This window comes from Streptomyces sp. NBC_01808, assembly GCF_035917395.1.
Classification (GTDB): domain Bacteria; phylum Actinomycetota; class Actinomycetes; order Streptomycetales; family Streptomycetaceae; genus Streptomyces.
The window spans coordinates 2,985,000-3,002,311 of the sequence record NZ_CP109072.1 but is presented as its reverse complement, the minus strand read 5'-3'; the positions used below and the strand labels follow the sequence as shown (position 1 = coordinate 3,002,311).

Below are 17,312 nucleotides of genomic sequence, written 5' to 3'. Positions count from 1 at the left end.
AGCCCCCCGTTTCCGGCGGAACGGGGGGTTCGCCGTGTCCGGCGTCCCGGAGCCGCCCCGGCGTGCGCTACGCCGCCGGGCGGCCCATCGCGCGGAACGTCCAGCCCGCGGCGCGCCACGGCACCGGGTCGAGCGTGTTCCGGCCGTCGATCAGATGCGGCCGGGAGACGACGTGCGCGAGCTGCCCGGCGTCGAGGGCGCGGAACTCGGGCCACTCGGTGAGGTGCAGCACGAGGTCGGCGCCGCGCAGCGCGTCCTCCGCCGACTCGGCGTAGCGCAGGGTGGGGAAGACGCGGCGGGCGTTGTCCATGCCCTTCGGGTCGTAGACGGTGATCTGGCCGCCCTGGAGGTGGATCTGCCCGGCGACGTTGAGCGCGGGGGAGTCGCGCACGTCGTCGGAGTCGGGCTTGAACGCGGCGCCCAGGACGGCGATCCGGCGGCCCAGGAAGGTCCCGCCACAGGCTTCGCGGGCGAGTTCGACCATGTGGGCGCGGCGGCGCATGTTGATCGAGTCGACCTCGCGGAGGAACGTCAGCGCCTGGTCGACGCCGAGTTCGCCGGCGCGGGCCATGAACGCGCGGATGTCCTTGGGCAGGCAGCCGCCGCCGAAGCCGATCCCGGCGCGCAGGAACTTCTTGCCGATCCGGTCGTCGTAGCCGATCGCCTCGGCCAGCTTGACGACGTCGCCGCCCGCGGCCTCGCAGATTTCGGCCATGGCGTTGATGAACGAGATCTTCGTGGCGAGGAAGGAGTTGGCGGCCGTCTTCACCAGCTCGGCGGTGGGGTAGTCGGCGACCACGAACGGCGTGCCGGAGTCCAGCGGCGCGGCGTACACCTCGCGCAGCACCTTCTCGGCGCGGTCGCTCGCCACGCCCACGACGATACGGTCGGGGCGCAGGGTGTCCTCGACGGCGAAGCCCTCGCGCAGGAACTCCGGGTTCCACGCCAGCTCGGCCTGCTCGCCCGCCGGGGCCAGCTCGGCCAGCCGGCGCGCCAGCCGGGCCGCGGAGCCCACCGGCACCGTCGACTTCCCGACCACCAGACAGGGGCGGTCGAGGAGGGGCGCCAGGGTGTCGATCGCGGCGTCGACGTAGCTCATGTCGCAGCCGTACTCGCCCTGCTTCTGCGGCGTGTTGACACAGACGAAGTGCACGTCGCCGAAGGCCGCCGCCTCCGCGTACGACGTCGTGAAACGCAGCCGGCCGGACGAGCCCTCGACCCCGGAGACGTGCGTGCGCAGCAGGTCTTCCAGGCCCGGCTCGTACATCGGCACCCTGCCGGTGGACAGCAGCTCGACCTTTTCCTCGACCACGTCGAGGCCGAGCACGTCGAAGCCCAGCTCGGCCATCGCGGCGGCGTGCGTGGCCCCGAGGTAGCCGGTGCCGATCACGGTGATCTTCAAGGTCATGGTCCCGAGCATAACGGCGGGCTCCGACACACCCACCTGGGCAACCATGGGCCCGGGTGCGGAGTCTGACTCATGACCGTGCACGAAAAGGAGTGGGACCGTGGCGAGGCAGCATCTGGACGGAGCGGGCAGCGGAACCGACGAGCCCGGTACGCCGCGCGCCCGCGAACCGGAGGCGCCGTACGCCGGGGACACGTCGACGGCGGCGCACGCGGCGTACGTGGACGCGGCGTTCGCGCCGGGCGCGCAGGGGGCACCGGGAGCGCCGGGTGCAGCGGGGGACGGGCCCAAGGGACCCGACGGCCGTGACCCGCTTGCAGACCCGGCGGCCGATCCGGCGACCGGCCCCGTCGACCCGGCCGGCCCGGACGACCCCGAAGACCCCGCCGGCGCCCCCTCCCACGCCGCGCCCCGCCGCCGCATGCGCCGCGGCCGCAAGGTGCTCCTCGGCGCCGTGATCATGCTCTTCGCCGGCGTGCTCATGGTCGCCGGCGGCCTCTGGTGGGCGTACGAGCACTACACGGGACGCGTCGACCGCATCCCGAACGCCTTCCCGACGAACGTGCCGGAAAAGCACCGGCCGGCGCCGTCCAAGGGCGGCGAAACGTACCTTCTCGTCGGCGTCGACGCCCGCTCCGACCTCCCGCTCACCGGCGACGGCGCCGGGGAGCACACCTGGAAGCCGGGCGCGCAGCGCAGCGACACGATGATGCTCGTCCACCTCCCCGAGGGCCGCGACGGCGGCTACGTCGTCTCCCTGCCCCGCGACTCCTGGGTGAACATCCCCGGCAAGGGCGACGCCAAGCTCAACGCGGCCTTCTCCTACGGCGGCCCCCCGCTGCTCATCGACACCGTGCAGCGCATGACGAAGGTCGAGATCGACCACCTCGCGGTGATCGACTGGAGCGGCTTCAAGCGGCTCACCGACGCCGTCGGCGGCGTGGACATCACCATCGACGAGACCACCCCGCGCCGCAACGGCGGCGGCGAGTGGACCGCCGGCACCCACCACATGGACGGCAAGACCGCCCTCGACTACGTACGCGAACGCCACGGCCTGCCCCGGGGCGACCTCGACCGCACCCAGCGGCAGCAGAACTTCCTGCGCGCCGTCATCACCGAGACGATGTCCTCGGACAACTTCTCCAACCCGCTCAAGGTCAAGCGCCTGCTGGACGCGGTGACCGCCACGGTCAGCGTCGACGACCGGTTCTCGGACGGCGCGATGCGCGACCTGATGTGGGACATGAAGGGGGTGCGCTCCGGCGACCTGGTGTTCATGAACGCACCGGTCGCGGGCCTCGACATGATCGAGGGCCAGTCGGTGGTGCTGCTGGACGACAAGGCGGGCGATCCCCTGTGGGAGGCCATGCGGAACGACACCATGGCGCAGTACGTCGAGAAGTACCCGACCGACCGCCTGGGCGGCACGGCACCCTGAGCCGGGCCGCGCCCCTGTCGCCAACGTCACGTAGGTCCGCTCGCCGCGCACGGCATACCATCAGAACTACTTAACGGTAATTAGCATGTGCGGGAATGGAGAGAGCCTTGGCAGGAGCGCCCGAATTCGACCTGTACCGCCCGGCCGAGGAGCACGACATGCTCCGCGACGCCGTACGCTCGCTCGCCGAGGCGAAGATCGAGCCCTTCGCGGCCGAGGTGGACGAGGAGGCGCGCTTCCCGCAGGAGGCGCTGGACGCGCTCGTCACCAACGACCTGCACGCCGTCCACGTCCCCGAGGCGTACGGCGGCGCGGGCGCGGACGCGCTGGCGACGGTCATCGTCATCGAGGAGATCGCCCGCGTCTGCGCCTCGTCCTCCCTCATCCCGGCCGTCAACAAGCTGGGCTCGCTGCCCCTGATGCTCTCCGCCTCGGAGGAGCTGAAGGCGAAGTACCTGACGCCGCTGGCGCGCGGCGAGGCGATGTTCTCGTACTGCCTCTCCGAGCCCGAGGCCGGCTCCGACGCGGCCGGCATGAAGACCCGCGCGGTACGGGACGGCGACTCTTACGTCCTCAACGGCGTCAAGCGCTGGATCACCAACGCGGGCATCTCCGAGTACTACACGGTGATGGCCGTCACCGACCCGGAGAAGCGCTCCAAGGGCATCTCCGCCTTCGTCGTCGAGAAGTCCGACGAGGGCGTCTCCTTCGGCGCCCCGGAGAAGAAGCTCGGCATCAAGGGCTCCCCCACCCGCGAGGTCTACCTCGACAACGTCCGCATCCCCGCGGACCGCATGATCGGCGCCGAGGGCACGGGCTTCGCCACCGCGATGAAGACCCTCGACCACACCCGCATCACCATCGCCGCCCAGGCCCTCGGCATCGCCCAGGGCGCCCTGGACTACGCCAAGGGCTACGTCCGTGAACGCAAACAGTTCGGCAAGCCGGTCGCGGACTTCCAGGGCGTCCAGTTCATGCTCGCCGACATGGCCATGAAGATCGAGGCCGCCCGCCAGTTGACCTACGCCGCCGCCGCCAAGTCCGAACGCGGCGACGCGGACCTCACCTTCCAGGGCGCCGCGGCCAAGTGCTTCGCCTCCGACACGGCGATGGAGGCGACGACGGACGCGGTCCAGCTCCTCGGCGGCTACGGCTACACGCGCGACTACCCGGTGGAACGCATGATGCGCGACGCCAAGATCACGCAGATCTACGAGGGCACGAACCAGGTCCAGCGCATCGTCATGGCCCGCAACCTGCCCTGATACGGGGCGACGCCCGGCCCCGCCGCGCGCGGCGGGGTCAGAGGCGGGCTATGTCCGGGATGGCCGCCTTGGGTTTGCGGCGCGGGGGCATGCGGCCCAGGAGGCAGATGTAGCGCGTGGCGCGGTGGCGCTGGCCCGCGGCTTCGTACGGGGCGAGCAGTTCGAGCATGCGCTCGTCGTCCGCGTCGCGTTCGCGAACCAGGGTGTGGCCCACGATGCGGGGCAGGTGCAGGTCGCCGACCGTGACCGCGTCGGCCGCGCCGATGACGCGCTGGAGGGTTTCCGCCGCCGTCCAGGGGCCGATGCCCGGGATGGCGGTGAGGCGGCGGGTGGCGGCTTCGAGGTCCATGTCCGCCGCCGCCTGGAGGGCGCGGGCGCGGCGGACGGCTCGTACGATCGTCGCCGCGCGCTTGCCGTCGACGCCCGCGCGGTGCCACTCCCAGGACGGGATCATCGCCCAGCCGCGCGCGTCCGGCATCACCCGCATCCGCAGCTCCGTCCCGGCAGGACCCGGGGCCTCGGTGCCGTAGCGGTACAGCAGCAGGCGCCAGGAGCGGTACGCCTCGTCCGTGGTGACCTTCTGCTCCAGCACCGAGGGGATCAGCGACTCCAGCACCACACCGGTGCGGATCAGGCGCAGGCCCGGGTGGCGGCGGCGGGCCTCGTGGACGACGCGGTGGCGCGGCGTGAACGGCTCCGGATCGTCCTCCGCGCCCAGCAGCGCCGGGAGGCCGTCCAGCAGCCACTCCGCGCCCGGGCCCCACGCCTCGGCGGCGACCGCCCCGCCCGCCGGGGCGACGCGCAGCGTGCCGGGGCCCGCGGGGGTGTGGCTCGCCCGCCAGACCGCGCCGTCCGCGACGCGGAACGCCGGATCGCCGGGCCCCCGCCGCAGCACGCCCAGGGTGCGCCACAGGTCGTACGGACCCGGGGGTGCCCAGGTCCGGGTACGGGCGCGGTGGTCGGGGGCGGCGGGCACGTCGCACGACTCTAGCCTCCGCCACCGACAGCCACGGCGGCGGCCGGCGCCGGGAGTTGCCCGCGCCGCGGCGCCTCGCCCGCGCGGACCGCGGGCGCGCCGCCGGCGACCGGCGCGCCCCTCTTCTCAGCGGCGGCCCTGGTACGACGCCGAACTCGCCCTCGCCGCGCCCAGCCTGTCGTACAGCCGCACCCCCGGGCAGTCCGTCGCGAAGCCGTCCCGGTGCCCCGAGATGACGTTCAGCCTGACCCGCGTCCCGCTGGTGTACTTGCCGCCGCCCGACACCTTCGTCTGCTTGCTCTTCGGGTTCTTGCCGAACAGGCCCAGCTTCCACGCTGTCAGCCGCGACACCGCGTTGACCGCGGCCTTGGACGGCGCCGCCGAGTCATAGTTGCCGAGGACGGCGATGCCCGTGCTGTTGTGGTTGAAGCCGTACGTGTGCGCCCCCAGGACCGCGCGCGTGACGCCCCCGGCCCTGCCCTCGTAGACGCGGCCGCACTTGTCGACCAGGAAGTTGTAGCCGACGTCTGCCCAGTTCAGACTCTGGGTGTGGTAGCGGTATATGCCGCGGATCAGGCCGGGTGCCTCGGTGCAGCGGTAGTTGTTGCCCGTCGCCGAGTGGTGGACGAAGGCGATGTTCACGGTCTTCGTGTACCGGTACCCCTTCGCCCGCTTGCTCTCGTCCGCGCCCCACCCCTTGCGCGTGACGATCTTCGGCCGCGGGCCGACGAACGGCCGGGCGGCGGGCAGGGCGGGGTTGAGGCGGACGGCGTCCGCTTCGGACGCGGCCTTGGTCTGGGCGGCGAGTCGGCCCGCGGCCGCGGTGCCGGCCGCTCGCACCTTGTCCGTTCCGGCCCCCGCCCCGCCCGGGTCGATCAACTCGGCGGTCAGCCCCCGCGGCAGCCCCGCCGCCCCCGCTGCGTCCCCTGAGCGCGACCGCGCGGGTACGACGCGGACCTCGACCCCCGTCGAGTCACCCACCCACAGCGGCGCCGTGCCCCCGCGCCGGGCCACCGTGCCGCCACGGCCCCCGTTACCGGCCTCGCCGCCGGACTCCGCGCCGGGCCCCGGGTCGGGCGCGTCCGCGGCGTGGGCGTCCAGGTCCTGCCAGCCGGACCAGCGGCCCGTCTCCGCCGACCTGGCGCGTACCTGCACGCGCCCGTCCAGCTCCGCCTCCGGGTCCTTCCAGACGACGCCGACCATGGTGAACGGCCCCGCGTCCGGCTTCGACAGGCCCATCGTGCCCGCCCCGGGCCCGCGCGAGGACGAGCCGAACGGTGCGAGCGGCAGCGACTGCGTACGGCCGCCGGCCCGCTCGACCTGTTCCGCCCGAGGGACCACGCCCGCCGAAGCGGGCGGCGCCGCGAGCGGCGTCAGCGGAGCGAGCAGCGCGGCGGCGGATATCGCAACGACCGAAGAAGAATATGCGTACATATGACGCATCCTTTCCATGCCCCCCACCGCTGTCCATTTGCCCCCGCCGGACGGAGTAACGCGACGGCGTAACCTGACGGCGATGAACCCCACCGCCGCCACCCCCGCCGCCCTCCTCGACGCCGCCCTCGCCGCTGACCCGGCCCGCCCCCTGGTCACGTACTACGACGACACCACCGGCGAGCGCGTCGAACTGTCCGTCGCCACCTTCGCCAACTGGGTGGCCAAGACCGCGAACCTCCTCCAGGGCGACCTCGCCGCCGAACCCGGCGACCGGCTCGCGCTGCTCCTGCCCGCCCACTGGCAGACCGCCGTCTGGCTGCTGGCCTGCGCCGCGACCGGCGTCACCGCGGTGCCCGCCGACCCGGACCCGGCCGCCGCCGACCTCGTTGTCAGCGGTCCCGACGCGCTGGAGCAGGCCCGCGCCTGCACCGGTGAGCGGGTCGCCCTCAGCCTGCGCCCGCTCGGCGCCCGCTTCCCGCAGCCGCCGGACGGCTTCCTCGACTACGCCGTGGAGGTGCCGGGGCAGGGCGACCGCTTCCAGCCGTACGGCCCCGCCGACCCGGACGCGCCGGCGCTCGAAGCACCCGGCGCCCGGTTCACCGCCGCCGAGCTGGTCGACCGGGCCCGCGCGGACGCGGAGTCGCGCGCGCTCGCGCCGGGCTCCCGCACGCTCTCGACGCTCGGGTACGACACGTGGGAAGGGCTCTCCGCGGGCCTCTACGCCCCCCTGGCCGCCGGCGCGGGGGTCGTGCTCTGCCCGTACCTGGACCGGCTCACCTCCGAGCAGCAGGAGAAGCGCAGGGCCGACGAGCGCGTCTCGTGACGCGGCCCGCGCCGCCGCCCCCGAGCGACGCGCGCGGGCGAAGTTATCGGACGTAGCGCCTCATTCGTGATGCGATGTACCGAATGCGGCGGGCCGTACGACCCGGGGGTGCTCGGCCGTCTGCACACGTGGACAACGGCCGAGTGAGTGTGAGGGATGGGCGCAGACGAGACCGGCCCGCGGGAGGGCACATCCCCGTACCAGGCAGACCCCCCGCCGCCCCGCCGCCCCCGTCCCAAGAGCCGCCGCCGCGTCCTCGCCCGCCGCGTCGGCCTCGGCCTGGCCCTCTTCGTCCTCGCCCTCTCCGGTGTCGGCTGGTATTTCTACCAGCGCTTCGACAGCAACATCACCGTCGACTCCGCCACCGCCCGCGAGCTGCAGCGCCACGAGAAGGACCGCCCCGCGCCCGCCGCCGGCGGGGCCACCAACATCCTCGTCCTCGGCTCCGACTCCCGCGCGGGCAGCGAGCGCTACGGCCACGACACCGGCGTGGAGCGCTCCGACACCGCCGTGCTCCTGCACCTCGCCGGCGACCGCGACAGCGTCACCGCCGTGAGCATCCCGCGCGACCTCATGGTCAAGATCCCCGACTGCCGCCGCCCCGGCGGCGGGACGAGCGGCAAGCAGGTCAACCAGTTCAACTTCAGCTTCGCCTACGGCGGCGCCGCCTGCACGATCCGCGTGGTGGAGAAGCTCGTCGGTGTGCGCGTCGACCACCACGTCATCGCCGACTTCCAGGGCTTCAAGGAAGTCGTGGACGCCGTGGACGGCGTGGAGGTATGCCTGCCGGCGGCGATGCATGACAAATCGGCCAGGCTTCGGCTGCCCAAGGGCCGCCAGGTGCTCGACGGAGAGCAGGCGCTCGGCTACGTACGGGCACGCAAGTCCCTCGACGGCGGCAGCGACACCCAACGCATGTCGCGGCAGCAGGAGTTCATGGCCTCGCTCGTCAACAAGGTGCAGAGCAACGGCGTGCTGTTCAACCCGCTGCGGCTGGCCCCGCTGGTGGACGCGGTGACTTCCGCGCTCACCGCCAACGAGGAGCTGTCGTCGCTCACCGAGCTGTACGACCTCGTACGCGTCGTCCGTGACGTGCCCAAAGAGCGCGTGCACTTCATGACCGTGCCGCGCCGCCCGTACCGCCTGGACTCCAACCGCGACGAACTGGCGCAGCCGGCGGCGCGCGAATTGTTCGGCGCACTGAGAACCGACAGCGTCGTGCGCTTCGTCTCCGAAGGCAGGAAAGCCAAGCAGAAACGGGACTCCGGCGCGCCGTCCGTATACAAGGGGACAACCCCTGTGGATGACATCTGCCGATAGAGCGGATCAACGCGCACAAGGGGGGCACGGTGTATGGAGGGGATGCGTGGGATGTCCTGTTACGAGTGCGTGGAATTTGTCACGGACGTCGCCAGTCGTCGAAAGAGGCGGCTAGTGTGAGCCGACCGGCCGCCTGATAGGCGGTCGTCGAGCGTATGGCAGGAAGACCGGCGCCGGCAGGGGGAGGCGCTGACCGAGCGATGTGAGGGACCCAAGCGACCGTGGATGGGCGAGGCCGTGGACACGCCGGCGAGGTCGACCCCGCAGATCAGTGGGTGTTCAATCCCGAGACTGGCAGCTACGAGCTGCGTCTCGACCCGCAGATCCCGGGCAGACAGGGCCCCCAGCCCCACGGCCAACACGCACCGGGGCCGCACGGTCACGCCACGCACGGGTACGGCGGCCCGCCGCAGCAGCCGCAGCAGTACATCCCGCAGCAGAGCGGGCAGCCCCCGCACGGCCAGGCCCCGGGCCCGCAGCACGCGCAACCGCCGCACGCGCAGCCGCCCCCCGGCCCGCAGCCGCCCCCCGGCCCGCCGCAGCCCGGCGGCCCGCCCCGGCCCGGCGGCAGGCATCAGGCCCACGCGTCGCCCGCGGAAGCCCCCGAGAGCCTCCAGGAGCCCCGCCTGCCGTCCCAGCGCCGCCGCGGCGCGGCGGGCGGCTCCGGCGGCGCGGGCGGCTCCGGTACGGGCTCCGGACCGGACGGGGGCGGGCCGCGCAGCCGCCGCCGTCCCAAGCCCCGTAAGAGCAAGAAGAAGAAGGCGCTGATCTGGGTCGCCGGCGGCCTCGCGGTCGTGCTCTTCGCCGTCGGCACCGCGGCGTTCCTCATCTACCGCAAGCTCAACGGGAACATAGACAAGGTCGAGGTCGCCGGCGAGGATCACGCGGCGGTCATCGACGGCCCCGTCAACATCCTCGTGATGGGCACGGACAAGCGCACCGGCAAGGGCAACGACGGCTACGGCGACATGAACAGCCCCGGCCACGCCGACACCACCCTGCTGTTCCACGTCTCCGAGGACCGCACGAACGCCACCGCGATGAGCATCCCGCGGGACATGATCACCGACATCCCGGACTGCAAGACCAAGCAGGAGGACGGGAGCTGGAAGACCATCCCGGGGACGTACGAGACCAAGTTCAACGAGAGCCTCGGCCAGTTCGGCCGCGACCCGGGCTGCACCTGGAAGACCGTCGAGCAACTGACCGGGCTCGACGTCAACCACTTCATCCTCGCGGACTTCAACGCCGTCAAGGACCTGTCCAGCGCGGTCGGCGGCGTCGAGGTGTGCCTCGCCGAGGACATCGACGACCCCAAGTCGAAGCTCAACCTCCCCGCCGGCCGGCACACGATCGAGGGCGAGGAGGCGCTCGCCTTCGTCCGCACCCGCTACTCGGTCGGGTTCGGCAGCGACCTGAGCCGGATCGAGCTCCAGCAGCAGTTCCTCAGCTCGCTCATCCGCAAGATGAAGTCCGGCGGCTCGCTGAGCAACCCGAAGAAGATGTACGACCTGGCCGACGCCGCCACCAAGGCGCTCACCGTCGACTCCGGCATCGGCAGTGCGAAGAAGCTCATGGACCTGGCCAACGACCTCAAGAAGGTCCCCCAGGACGACATTACTTTCGCGACTTTGCCCGTCCTGGACAACCCTGAGGACGAAGCAACAGTCGTCATGGATGAGGCCAAGGCGAAGCCGCTCTTCAAGCTACTGGCCGCGGACAAGCCGTTCGACGGGGCGAAGAAGGGCAAGAAGGGCAAGCCGGTGAAGAAGTCGGAGCCCGGGGAGGTGAGGGTCGACGTCGTCAACGGCGGTGGGGAGTCCGGCATGGCGTCGGCCACCGCCGGGTGGCTTCTCGACGAGGGCGCGGGCTACGCCGCCGAGGCCGGCAACACGCCGGATCTCCAGCCGGAGACCCGGCTTGAGTACGGTCCTGACCAGGCCGAACAGGCCGCGCGGCTCGCCGACATGATGGGGCTGCCGAAGTCGGCCATGAAGAAGACGGGGGAGAACGCAGGGGCCGAGGGAACCATGACGCTCACGCTCGGCGAGGACTTCGCCGCGCCGGGCACCCCGGTCGAGGCGCCCGACAAGGCGCCGGACGGGGTGCAGAACGTCAAGGCCGGAGACAAGAACGTCTGTGCGAAGTGAGGCGTACGTGCGGACTGGACACCGCACGTCCGCGATCGACCAGGAGGCCCCATGCGCCGCAGCAACGTCCGCGGTAGCGGAGCAGACGGTCGCCCCGACAGAGCCGGCGAGCTCGGCTGGGACGACTCTCTGTACGAAGACGCGGGCGCGCCAGGCATGCCGCGGCAGCGTGGCTACGCGCGTCACACCGGCGACCACGGCCCGCACCACGACGACGCCCACGAAGGACCGGGCCCCGAGGCCCGCTCCGAGAGCCACGCGGAGGGCCCCGGCGACGGCGGACCGCCGCCGCGGCGCCGCCGCGGGGCGCGTATCGCCCGCTGGTTCTTCGGCATCGTCGCGTTCCTCATACTCGGCACCGCGGCCGCGGGCTATCTCTACTACCGCGACCTGAACAACAACCTGGAGAAGGACCCCCTCAACCTCGGCAAGAACAAGCTCGACGAGAAGCAGCCCAACGCGGAGGGCCAGACCCCGCTGGACATTCTGCTCCTGGGGTCCGACAGCCGGAACTCCGACGAGAACGTCCGCCTCGGCGGCTCCCGCGCCGACCGCGGCCGCAAGCCGCTCGCCGACGTGCAGATGCTGCTCCACGTCTCCGCGGACCGCAGCAACATGTCCGTCGTCAGCGTCCCGCGCGACACCCGGGTGACGATCCCCGAGTGCACCGACCCCGACGACGGCACGGTCTACCCGGAGACCACCACCCAGACCATCAACACCAGCCTCCAGCACGGCGGTCCCGGCTGCACCGTCGCCGCCTGGGAGGCCATGACCGGCGTCTCCATCGACCACTTCATGATGATCGACTTCGCCGGGGTGGTGAGCATGGCCGACGCGGTCGGCGGCGTCCCCGTCTGCGTACGGGACAACGTCTACGACGATGACTCCGGGCTGCGCCTCGAAGAGGGCGAGACGACCATCAAGGGCGAGCAGGCGCTGCAGTGGCTGCGTACCCGGCACGGCTTCGAGGACGGCAGCGACATCGGGCGTACGCACGCCCAGCACCAGTACATGAACTCGATGGCCCGCCAGCTCAAGGAGGGCGCCAAGCTCTCCGACCCCGGCAAGCTGCGCCGCCTCGCCGAGGCGGCGACCAACGCGCTCCACGTCGACGACGGCCTGGGGGACCTGAAGAAGCTCTACGACCTCGGGAACGACATCAAGCGGGTGCCGCCCGAGCGCATCACCATGACCACGATGCCGTGGGTGCCGGACCCCCAGAACAACGCGCACGTCGTGCCCAACGAGCAGGACGCGTCGCAGATCTGGTCCATGATCCGCAACGATGTCGCCTTCGACGGCAAGGACAAGCCCAAGAAGAAGAAGCCGGACGACCTCGTCGCCCAGGCCGAGCCGAAGGCGGACATCCCCGTCCTCGTCCAGAACGGCACGGGCACCACGATGTACGCCCCGGTCACCGGGCGGGCCGGCGATATCGCCGAGGTGCTCGCCACCGACGGCTTCACCCAGGCCGCCACCGACGCCACCCCCAAGTCGCAGGCGGACACCACCATCTCGTACGCGACCGAGGAGCAGCACGCGAACGCCCTGGCGGTGGCCAAGGCGATCGGGCTGCCCGACCGGGCGGTGAAGGAGTCCAGCGGCGTCGACGGGGTGACGCTGGTGGTCGGCGCCGACTGGCGGGAGGGCGACGCCTACCCGCCGGACGCGGGCGGCGACGCCGCCGACGGCGGCGAGGAGGCGGGTCCTGAGAAGGCGCCGGAGAGCTCCAACCCGCTGGCGGGCAGTGACAAGAAGGCGTGCATGGACGTCAATCCGTCCTACACCTGGTGACGCCGCGACCCCGCTCGCGCGTGCGGGCGGGGCCGTACGGAAGTCCGTGGGGAAGGCAGCCGGAGGTCAGCCCGCCGTGACCGCGGGGCGGCGGCTGGCGATCACCTTCTGCGCCAGCGACCGCGGGCTGGTGAGGAACCCCCAGCCCCACGACATGTGCATCGTGGCCAGCGCCACCGGGATCTGCAGTCGCGCGCGTACCGGCAGACCGCGCCCCGCGGGCACCGAGCCGGCCGCGATCCCCACGGCGTACGCGAGCGGAATCGCCAGCCCCAGCGGCGTCAGCGGGGTGACCAGCACGCCCGCGACGATCCCGGCGAGGGCGGCGGGCGGCGCGAGATAGCGCGGGTTGATCGAGCCCTTGTGGTACCGGGCGACGACGCGGCGCCAGCGGCCGTAGTCCTTGTACTGCTTGGCCAGCGCCCGCAGGTTCGGCCGCGGCCGGTACGAGACCTTCAGCTCCGGCGAGAACCAGACCGCCCCGCCGGCCGAGCGGATCCGGAAGTTCAGCTCCCAGTCCTGCGCGCGGATGAACTCCTCGTTGTACCCGCCCTGCTGCTCCAGCGCCTCCCGGCGGAAGACGCCGAGGTACACGGTGTCCGCGGGCCCCGCCTCGCCGCCGGTGTGGAACGCGGCGTTGCCTACCCCGATGCGCGCGGTCATCGCCGCGGCGACGGCCTGCTCCCAGCTCGTCTCGCCCTCGGCGTGCATGATGCCGCCGACGTTCTGCGCGCCGGTCTCGGCCAGCAGCCGGACGGCGGTGGAGACGTAGCCGGGGGAGAGCATGCCGTGGCCGTCGACGCGGACGACGACGGGGTGCGAGGAGGCCGCGATGGCGGCGTTGAGCCCGGCGGGCGTACGGCCCGTGGGGTTCGGCACCGTCTGCACCCTGGTCCGGGCGCCGTCGGCGGTCTCGCGGACCAGCTCGGCGGCGATGGCGTCGGTGCCGTCCGTGGACGGGCCGAGGGCGATGACGACCTCCAGCTCGCCCTCGTAGTCCTGCTCCAGGATGTGCCGCACCGCCTCACGGAGGTGCCGCTCCTCGTTGAGCACCGGCATGATCACGGAGACCGCGGGGGGAGTCGCAAAGTCGTTCATGGCGCCGCTCAGGTTACCGCGAACGGGGGATCGGGGCGTGCCCGCAGGGTGGCGTTAAGCGTACGGACGGCGTGTGCGGGGAAGGACGGCGCCTACGTCCCTACCGTGGTCGGGTCCGTGCCCGTGCCACCGCCCTGGCACGCAGCACAGACGCGCGCGTGCCCGCATGTGCGCGCCACAGCCGACGCCCGCACCCGAGCCCCGCGGAGGTCCCCACACCGTGCCAGCCCCGTCCGTGAAGCGCCCGCGCTGGGGTCTGCGGATCGCCACCGCGCTCTCCCTCCTGCTGCTGGCGACCGGAGGGGCCGGGTACTTCCTGCTCAGCTCCATCGGCTCCGGCATCCACCGGGTCGACGCCTTCGGCGGCATCTCCGACCGCCCCCGGGAGGGCCACGGGCTCAACTTTCTCGTCGCAGGCGTCGACCGGCGCGACAGCGTGAGCGAGGAGGACCGGCGCAAGTACCGCCTCGGCGGGGAGCCGTGCAACTGTACGGACGCGCTGATGCTCGTCCATCTGTCGAAGGACCGCGAGCGCGCGAGCGTGGTCAGCATCCCGCGCGACAGCTACGTCGAGCTGCCGCCGCACACCAACCGCGCCCTCGGCGAGCGGCGCACCGCGCACGCCGCGAAGGTCAACGCCGCGTACACGCACGGCGGCCCGCCGCTGACCGTACGGGCCGTGGAGAAGCTGTCCGGGGTGCACATCGACCACTACGTGGAGATCGACTTCGCGGCGTTCATGAAGACGGTGGACGTGGTCGGGGGCGTGCAGGTGTGCACGCAGCGCCCGCTGCGCGACAAGTACTCCGGTCTCGACCTGCCCGCCGGCACCAGCAGCCTCGGCGGCGGCGAGGCGCTGGCGTACGTACGCGCCCGGCATCTGGACGGCGCGTCCGACATGGGCCGGATGAAGCGCCAGCAGCGCTTCCTGGCCGCCGTGATCGACAAGCTCACCGGCACCAGCGGCCTGATGAACCCGCTGCGCTTCCGCGAGGTCGGCTCGACGCTCCTGGGCGCGGTGCGTACGGACGCGGCGCTGGACACCGGCGCGGTGTTCTCGCTGGGCAAGGCGCTGCACGGGTTCTCGCCGGGGTCGTCGGAGTTCGCGACGGTGCCGCTGGCGGACATGGACTACGAGGTGCCGGGGCTCGGCGCGACGGTCAGATGGGACGAGGAGCGGGCCCGGCGGCTCTTCGACAGGCTGCGCGAGGACAGGCCGCTGAAGGCGCGTAGCGGGGACTCGGACGGCCGGAAGGGACAGGGGAAGGGGAAGGGAGGACCGGGCAAGGCGACGCCGGTGGAGGTGCCGCCGGAGCAGGTCCGGGTGCAGGTGGCGAACGGCACGGGGGAGGACGGCCTCGGCGGCCGGGTGGACCGCTCGCTGGCCCGCACCGGCTTCGACACCACCGGCACGCCCACGACGGCGGCGCGGACGGACCGTACGGTCATCACGTACGACCCGGAGTGGGACCGCTCCGCCCGCTCCCTGGCGGCCGCCTTCCCGCACGCGAAGCTGGTCCCCGACCGCGGCCACGGTGCGCTCATGACCGTCACGCTGGGCGACGACCACGAGAAGGTGCACCGGGTACGGCCCGCGGACCCGATCCTGGACGGCGCGGACGTCTGGTCGGCGGTCTCGGGCGACGAAGTCCTCTGCACGTGACGCCTCCCGCGGGGACGGCGGGGGGCGGGACCGCCGTCAGGCGGGTTCGCTGCGGGCGCGGAGGTTCTTGATCGCGCGCCGGCGGGCCAGCCGGTGGGTGCGCCGGATCTGCGCCTCCTGGCAGCGCCGCTCGTCGCGCTCGGTCTCCGGCGCGACCGCCGGCACCGGGCGCGGGCGGCCCCGGTCGTCGACCGCGGCGAAGACCAGGTACGCGCTCGCGACCTGCTTCGCCGGCGTCGACTCGTTCCACCGCTCCGCCATCACCCGCACCCCGACCTCCATCGAGGTCCGCCCCGTCCAGTTGACCTGCGCCAGGACGTGCACGAGATCCCCGATGCGCACCGGCTCCAGGAACACCATCTCGTCCATCGACGCCGTCACCGCGGGCCCGCCCGAGTGCCGCCCCGCGACGGCCCCCGCCACGTCGTCGACCAGCTTCATGATCACGCCGCCGTGCACGGTGCCGAGGAGGTTCGCGTCGTTCGCCGTCATGATGGACGACAACGTGGTGCGGGAGGCCGAGGTGGGCTTCGTCTCACCTGCCGCCGGCCGTGCCTGCTCGTTCATGTGTGTCACTGTATGCGGCGCACCGCTTTGCATCAGAACCGCTACAAGCCCGGTCCGATTCGGAACCCCCCTTCAGGTCGGCCGGGCGGGCAGGGCACACTTCCCGCATGAATGACTGGCCCGAGGGATGGACTGCAGACAGCAGGGACCGGTACGGGCGCGGCAGTCGCGCGTCCGATCCGGAGCCCCACCGCGTCATGCCCGTCGTGGGCGGCGGCGGGGTGCCGCCGCAGCGATCCCGGGGCTACGACGACGGCCACGGTGCGTACGACGACGGTTACAACGAGGGGCAGGTCTACCGCAGCGGCGGCGGCGACCCCTCACGGCCGTACGGCGAAGACGGCGGCGGCCGCCAGGCCGGGGGCTACGGAAAGCCGCCGCCGAACTGGCGCAAGCGGATCAAGATCGGCGCCATCGTCGCGCTCGTCATCCTCATAGTCGTGCCCGTCGCCACGTACTTCTGGGCGGACTCCAAGCTGCGCCGCGAGGTGGACCTCAGCAAGGTCGAGGACCGCCCCGGCGACCAGGACGGCACGAACTACCTCATCGTCGGCTCCGACAGCCGCGAGGGCATGTCCAAGGAGCGGCAGCAGGAGCTGCACACCGGCTCCGTCGAGGGCAAGCGCACCGACTCGATGATGATCCTGCACACCGGTGACAACGGGAACACGATGGTCAGCCTCCCGCGCGACTGGATGGTCACCATCCCGTCGTTCACCGGCTCGGAGACCGGCAACCGCATCCCGGAGCAGACCCAGAAGATCAACGCCGCGTACGCCATCGAGGGCCCGGAGCTGCTGGTCCGCACGGTCGAGTACAACACCGGCCTGAAGATCGACCACTACGCCGAGATCGGCTTCGGCGGCTTCGCCAACATCGTCGACGAACTCGGCGGCGTCGAGATGTGCTTCGACGAGGCGGTCAAGGACAAGAACTCCGGAGCCGACTTCGAGAAGGGCTGCCAGGACCTCGACGGCGCCGAGGCGCTGGCCTTCGTCCGCAACCGCTACGCGCTGCCGGGCGGCGACCTGGACCGGACGAAGAACCAGCAGAAGCTGCTGTCGAAGCTGGCCAGCGAGTCGGCGAAGTTCACGACGATCATGAACCCGTTCAAGCTCTACCCGACGATGGGCGCGGGCCTGGACTCGCTGATCGTCGACAAGGACATGAGCCTGTTCAACGTCGCCCAGATGTTCTGGGCCATGAAGGGCGTCTCGGGCGGCGACGGCAAGTCGATGAACCTGCCGGTCGTCTCCGGCGGCACCGACCCGCGGCTCGGCTCCGTACAGAAGTGGGACGAGCCGAAGGCCAAGCAGCTCTTCGAGCAGCTCAAGAACGACGACAAGGTCACCGTCTCGGCCGACTGA

General features: G+C 72.1%; 13 protein-coding genes. 8 read left to right on the top strand and 5 right to left on the bottom strand.

Annotation, left to right across the window (positions count from 1 at the left end):
* Positions 1–67: 67 nt before the first annotated feature.
* Positions 68–1,408, bottom strand: a complete 1,341-nt coding sequence (locus tag OG946_RS12740; protein ID WP_326796226.1) for a UDP-glucose dehydrogenase family protein — start codon at positions 1,406–1,408, stop codon at positions 68–70.
* Between the two features lie 100 nt (positions 1,409–1,508).
* Here OG946_RS12740 and OG946_RS12735 point away from each other — a divergent pair, with 100 nt between their 5' ends.
* Positions 1,509–2,849, top strand: coding sequence for an LCP family protein (locus OG946_RS12735; RefSeq protein ID WP_326796225.1), 1,341 nt, complete (start codon positions 1,509–1,511; stop codon positions 2,847–2,849).
* A gap of 95 nt (positions 2,850–2,944) precedes the next feature.
* Positions 2,945–4,114 (top strand): acyl-CoA dehydrogenase family protein, encoded by a 1,170-nt coding sequence (locus OG946_RS12730; protein WP_326796224.1) that lies wholly within the window; start codon positions 2,945–2,947, stop codon positions 4,112–4,114.
* Positions 4,115–4,151: 37 nt separating this feature from the next.
* On the opposite strand, the gene OG946_RS12725 is transcribed toward OG946_RS12730, so the two are convergent.
* Positions 4,152–5,090, bottom strand: coding sequence for a DNA-3-methyladenine glycosylase family protein (locus OG946_RS12725; protein ID WP_326796223.1), 939 nt, complete (start codon positions 5,088–5,090; stop codon positions 4,152–4,154).
* 126 nt (positions 5,091–5,216) lie between these two features.
* Positions 5,217–6,524 (bottom strand): peptidoglycan recognition protein family protein, encoded by a 1,308-nt coding sequence (locus tag OG946_RS12720; protein ID WP_326796222.1) that lies wholly within the window; start codon positions 6,522–6,524, stop codon positions 5,217–5,219.
* A gap of 82 nt (positions 6,525–6,606) precedes the next feature.
* Here OG946_RS12720 and OG946_RS12715 point away from each other — a divergent pair, with 82 nt between their 5' ends.
* The 4 genes from OG946_RS12715 to OG946_RS12700 all read left to right on the top strand — a co-directional run bounded on the left by OG946_RS12715 (position 6,607) and on the right by OG946_RS12700 (position 12,617).
* A complete protein-coding gene (locus OG946_RS12715; protein ID WP_326796221.1) occupies positions 6,607–7,350 on the top strand; it encodes a TIGR03089 family protein in 744 nt (247 codons plus the stop codon).
* A 156-nt stretch (positions 7,351–7,506) separates the two neighbouring features.
* The gene (locus OG946_RS12710; protein WP_326796220.1) at positions 7,507–8,670 is read left to right on the top strand and encodes an LCP family protein; all 1,164 of its coding nucleotides are present in this window, start codon (positions 7,507–7,509) and stop codon (positions 8,668–8,670) included.
* A 221-nt stretch (positions 8,671–8,891) separates the two neighbouring features.
* Positions 8,892–10,820 carry an LCP family protein gene (locus OG946_RS12705; RefSeq protein WP_442814337.1) on the top strand — a complete coding sequence of 643 codons (1,929 nt, stop codon included), beginning with the start codon at positions 8,892–8,894 and terminating at the stop codon, positions 10,818–10,820.
* A 51-nt stretch (positions 10,821–10,871) separates the two neighbouring features.
* Entirely contained in the window at positions 10,872–12,617 is a 1,746-nt protein-coding gene (locus OG946_RS12700; RefSeq protein ID WP_326796218.1) for an LCP family protein, read from the top strand.
* Between the two features lie 66 nt (positions 12,618–12,683).
* Here OG946_RS12700 and OG946_RS12695 read toward each other — a convergent pair whose 3' ends face one another.
* Positions 12,684–13,715, bottom strand: coding sequence for a glycosyltransferase family 2 protein (locus tag OG946_RS12695; protein ID WP_326796217.1), 1,032 nt, complete (start codon positions 13,713–13,715; stop codon positions 12,684–12,686).
* 235 nt (positions 13,716–13,950) lie between these two features.
* On the opposite strand from OG946_RS12695, the gene OG946_RS12690 reads away from it, so the two are divergent.
* Positions 13,951–15,378, top strand: a complete 1,428-nt coding sequence (locus tag OG946_RS12690) for an LCP family protein (RefSeq protein WP_442814609.1) — start codon at positions 13,951–13,953, stop codon at positions 15,376–15,378.
* 36 nt (positions 15,379–15,414) lie between these two features.
* Here OG946_RS12690 and OG946_RS12685 read toward each other — a convergent pair whose 3' ends face one another.
* Positions 15,415–15,945 carry an acyl-CoA thioesterase gene (locus OG946_RS12685; protein ID WP_326796215.1) on the bottom strand — a complete coding sequence of 177 codons (531 nt, stop codon included), beginning with the start codon at positions 15,943–15,945 and terminating at the stop codon, positions 15,415–15,417.
* 197 nt (positions 15,946–16,142) lie between these two features.
* Between OG946_RS12685 and OG946_RS12680 the strand changes: the two genes are divergently transcribed.
* Complete coding sequence (locus OG946_RS12680; RefSeq protein WP_326800236.1) at positions 16,143–17,312, top strand: LCP family protein; 1,170 nt, start codon at positions 16,143–16,145, stop codon at positions 17,310–17,312.

Excerpts from the sequence above, each read along its gene's own strand:
- OG946_RS12695 (WP_326796217.1), bottom strand. The coding sequence starts at position 13,715 with ATGAACGACTTTGCGACTCCCCCCGCGGTCTCCGTGATCATGCCGGTG.
- OG946_RS12720 (WP_326796222.1), bottom strand. The coding sequence starts at position 6,524 with ATGTACGCATATTCTTCTTCGGTCGTTGCGATATCCGCCGCCGCGCTG.
- OG946_RS12730 (WP_326796224.1), top strand. The coding sequence starts at position 2,945 with ATGGAGAGAGCCTTGGCAGGAGCGCCCGAATTCGACCTGTACCGCCCG.
- OG946_RS12700 (WP_326796218.1), top strand. The coding sequence starts at position 10,872 with ATGCGCCGCAGCAACGTCCGCGGTAGCGGAGCAGACGGTCGCCCCGAC.
- OG946_RS12680 (WP_326800236.1), top strand. The coding sequence starts at position 16,143 with ATGCCCGTCGTGGGCGGCGGCGGGGTGCCGCCGCAGCGATCCCGGGGC.
- OG946_RS12685 (WP_326796215.1), bottom strand. The coding sequence starts at position 15,945 with ATGAACGAGCAGGCACGGCCGGCGGCAGGTGAGACGAAGCCCACCTCG.
- OG946_RS12740 (WP_326796226.1), bottom strand. The coding sequence starts at position 1,408 with ATGACCTTGAAGATCACCGTGATCGGCACCGGCTACCTCGGGGCCACG.
- OG946_RS12710 (WP_326796220.1), top strand. The coding sequence starts at position 7,507 with ATGGGCGCAGACGAGACCGGCCCGCGGGAGGGCACATCCCCGTACCAG.
- OG946_RS12715 (WP_326796221.1), top strand. The coding sequence starts at position 6,607 with ATGAACCCCACCGCCGCCACCCCCGCCGCCCTCCTCGACGCCGCCCTC.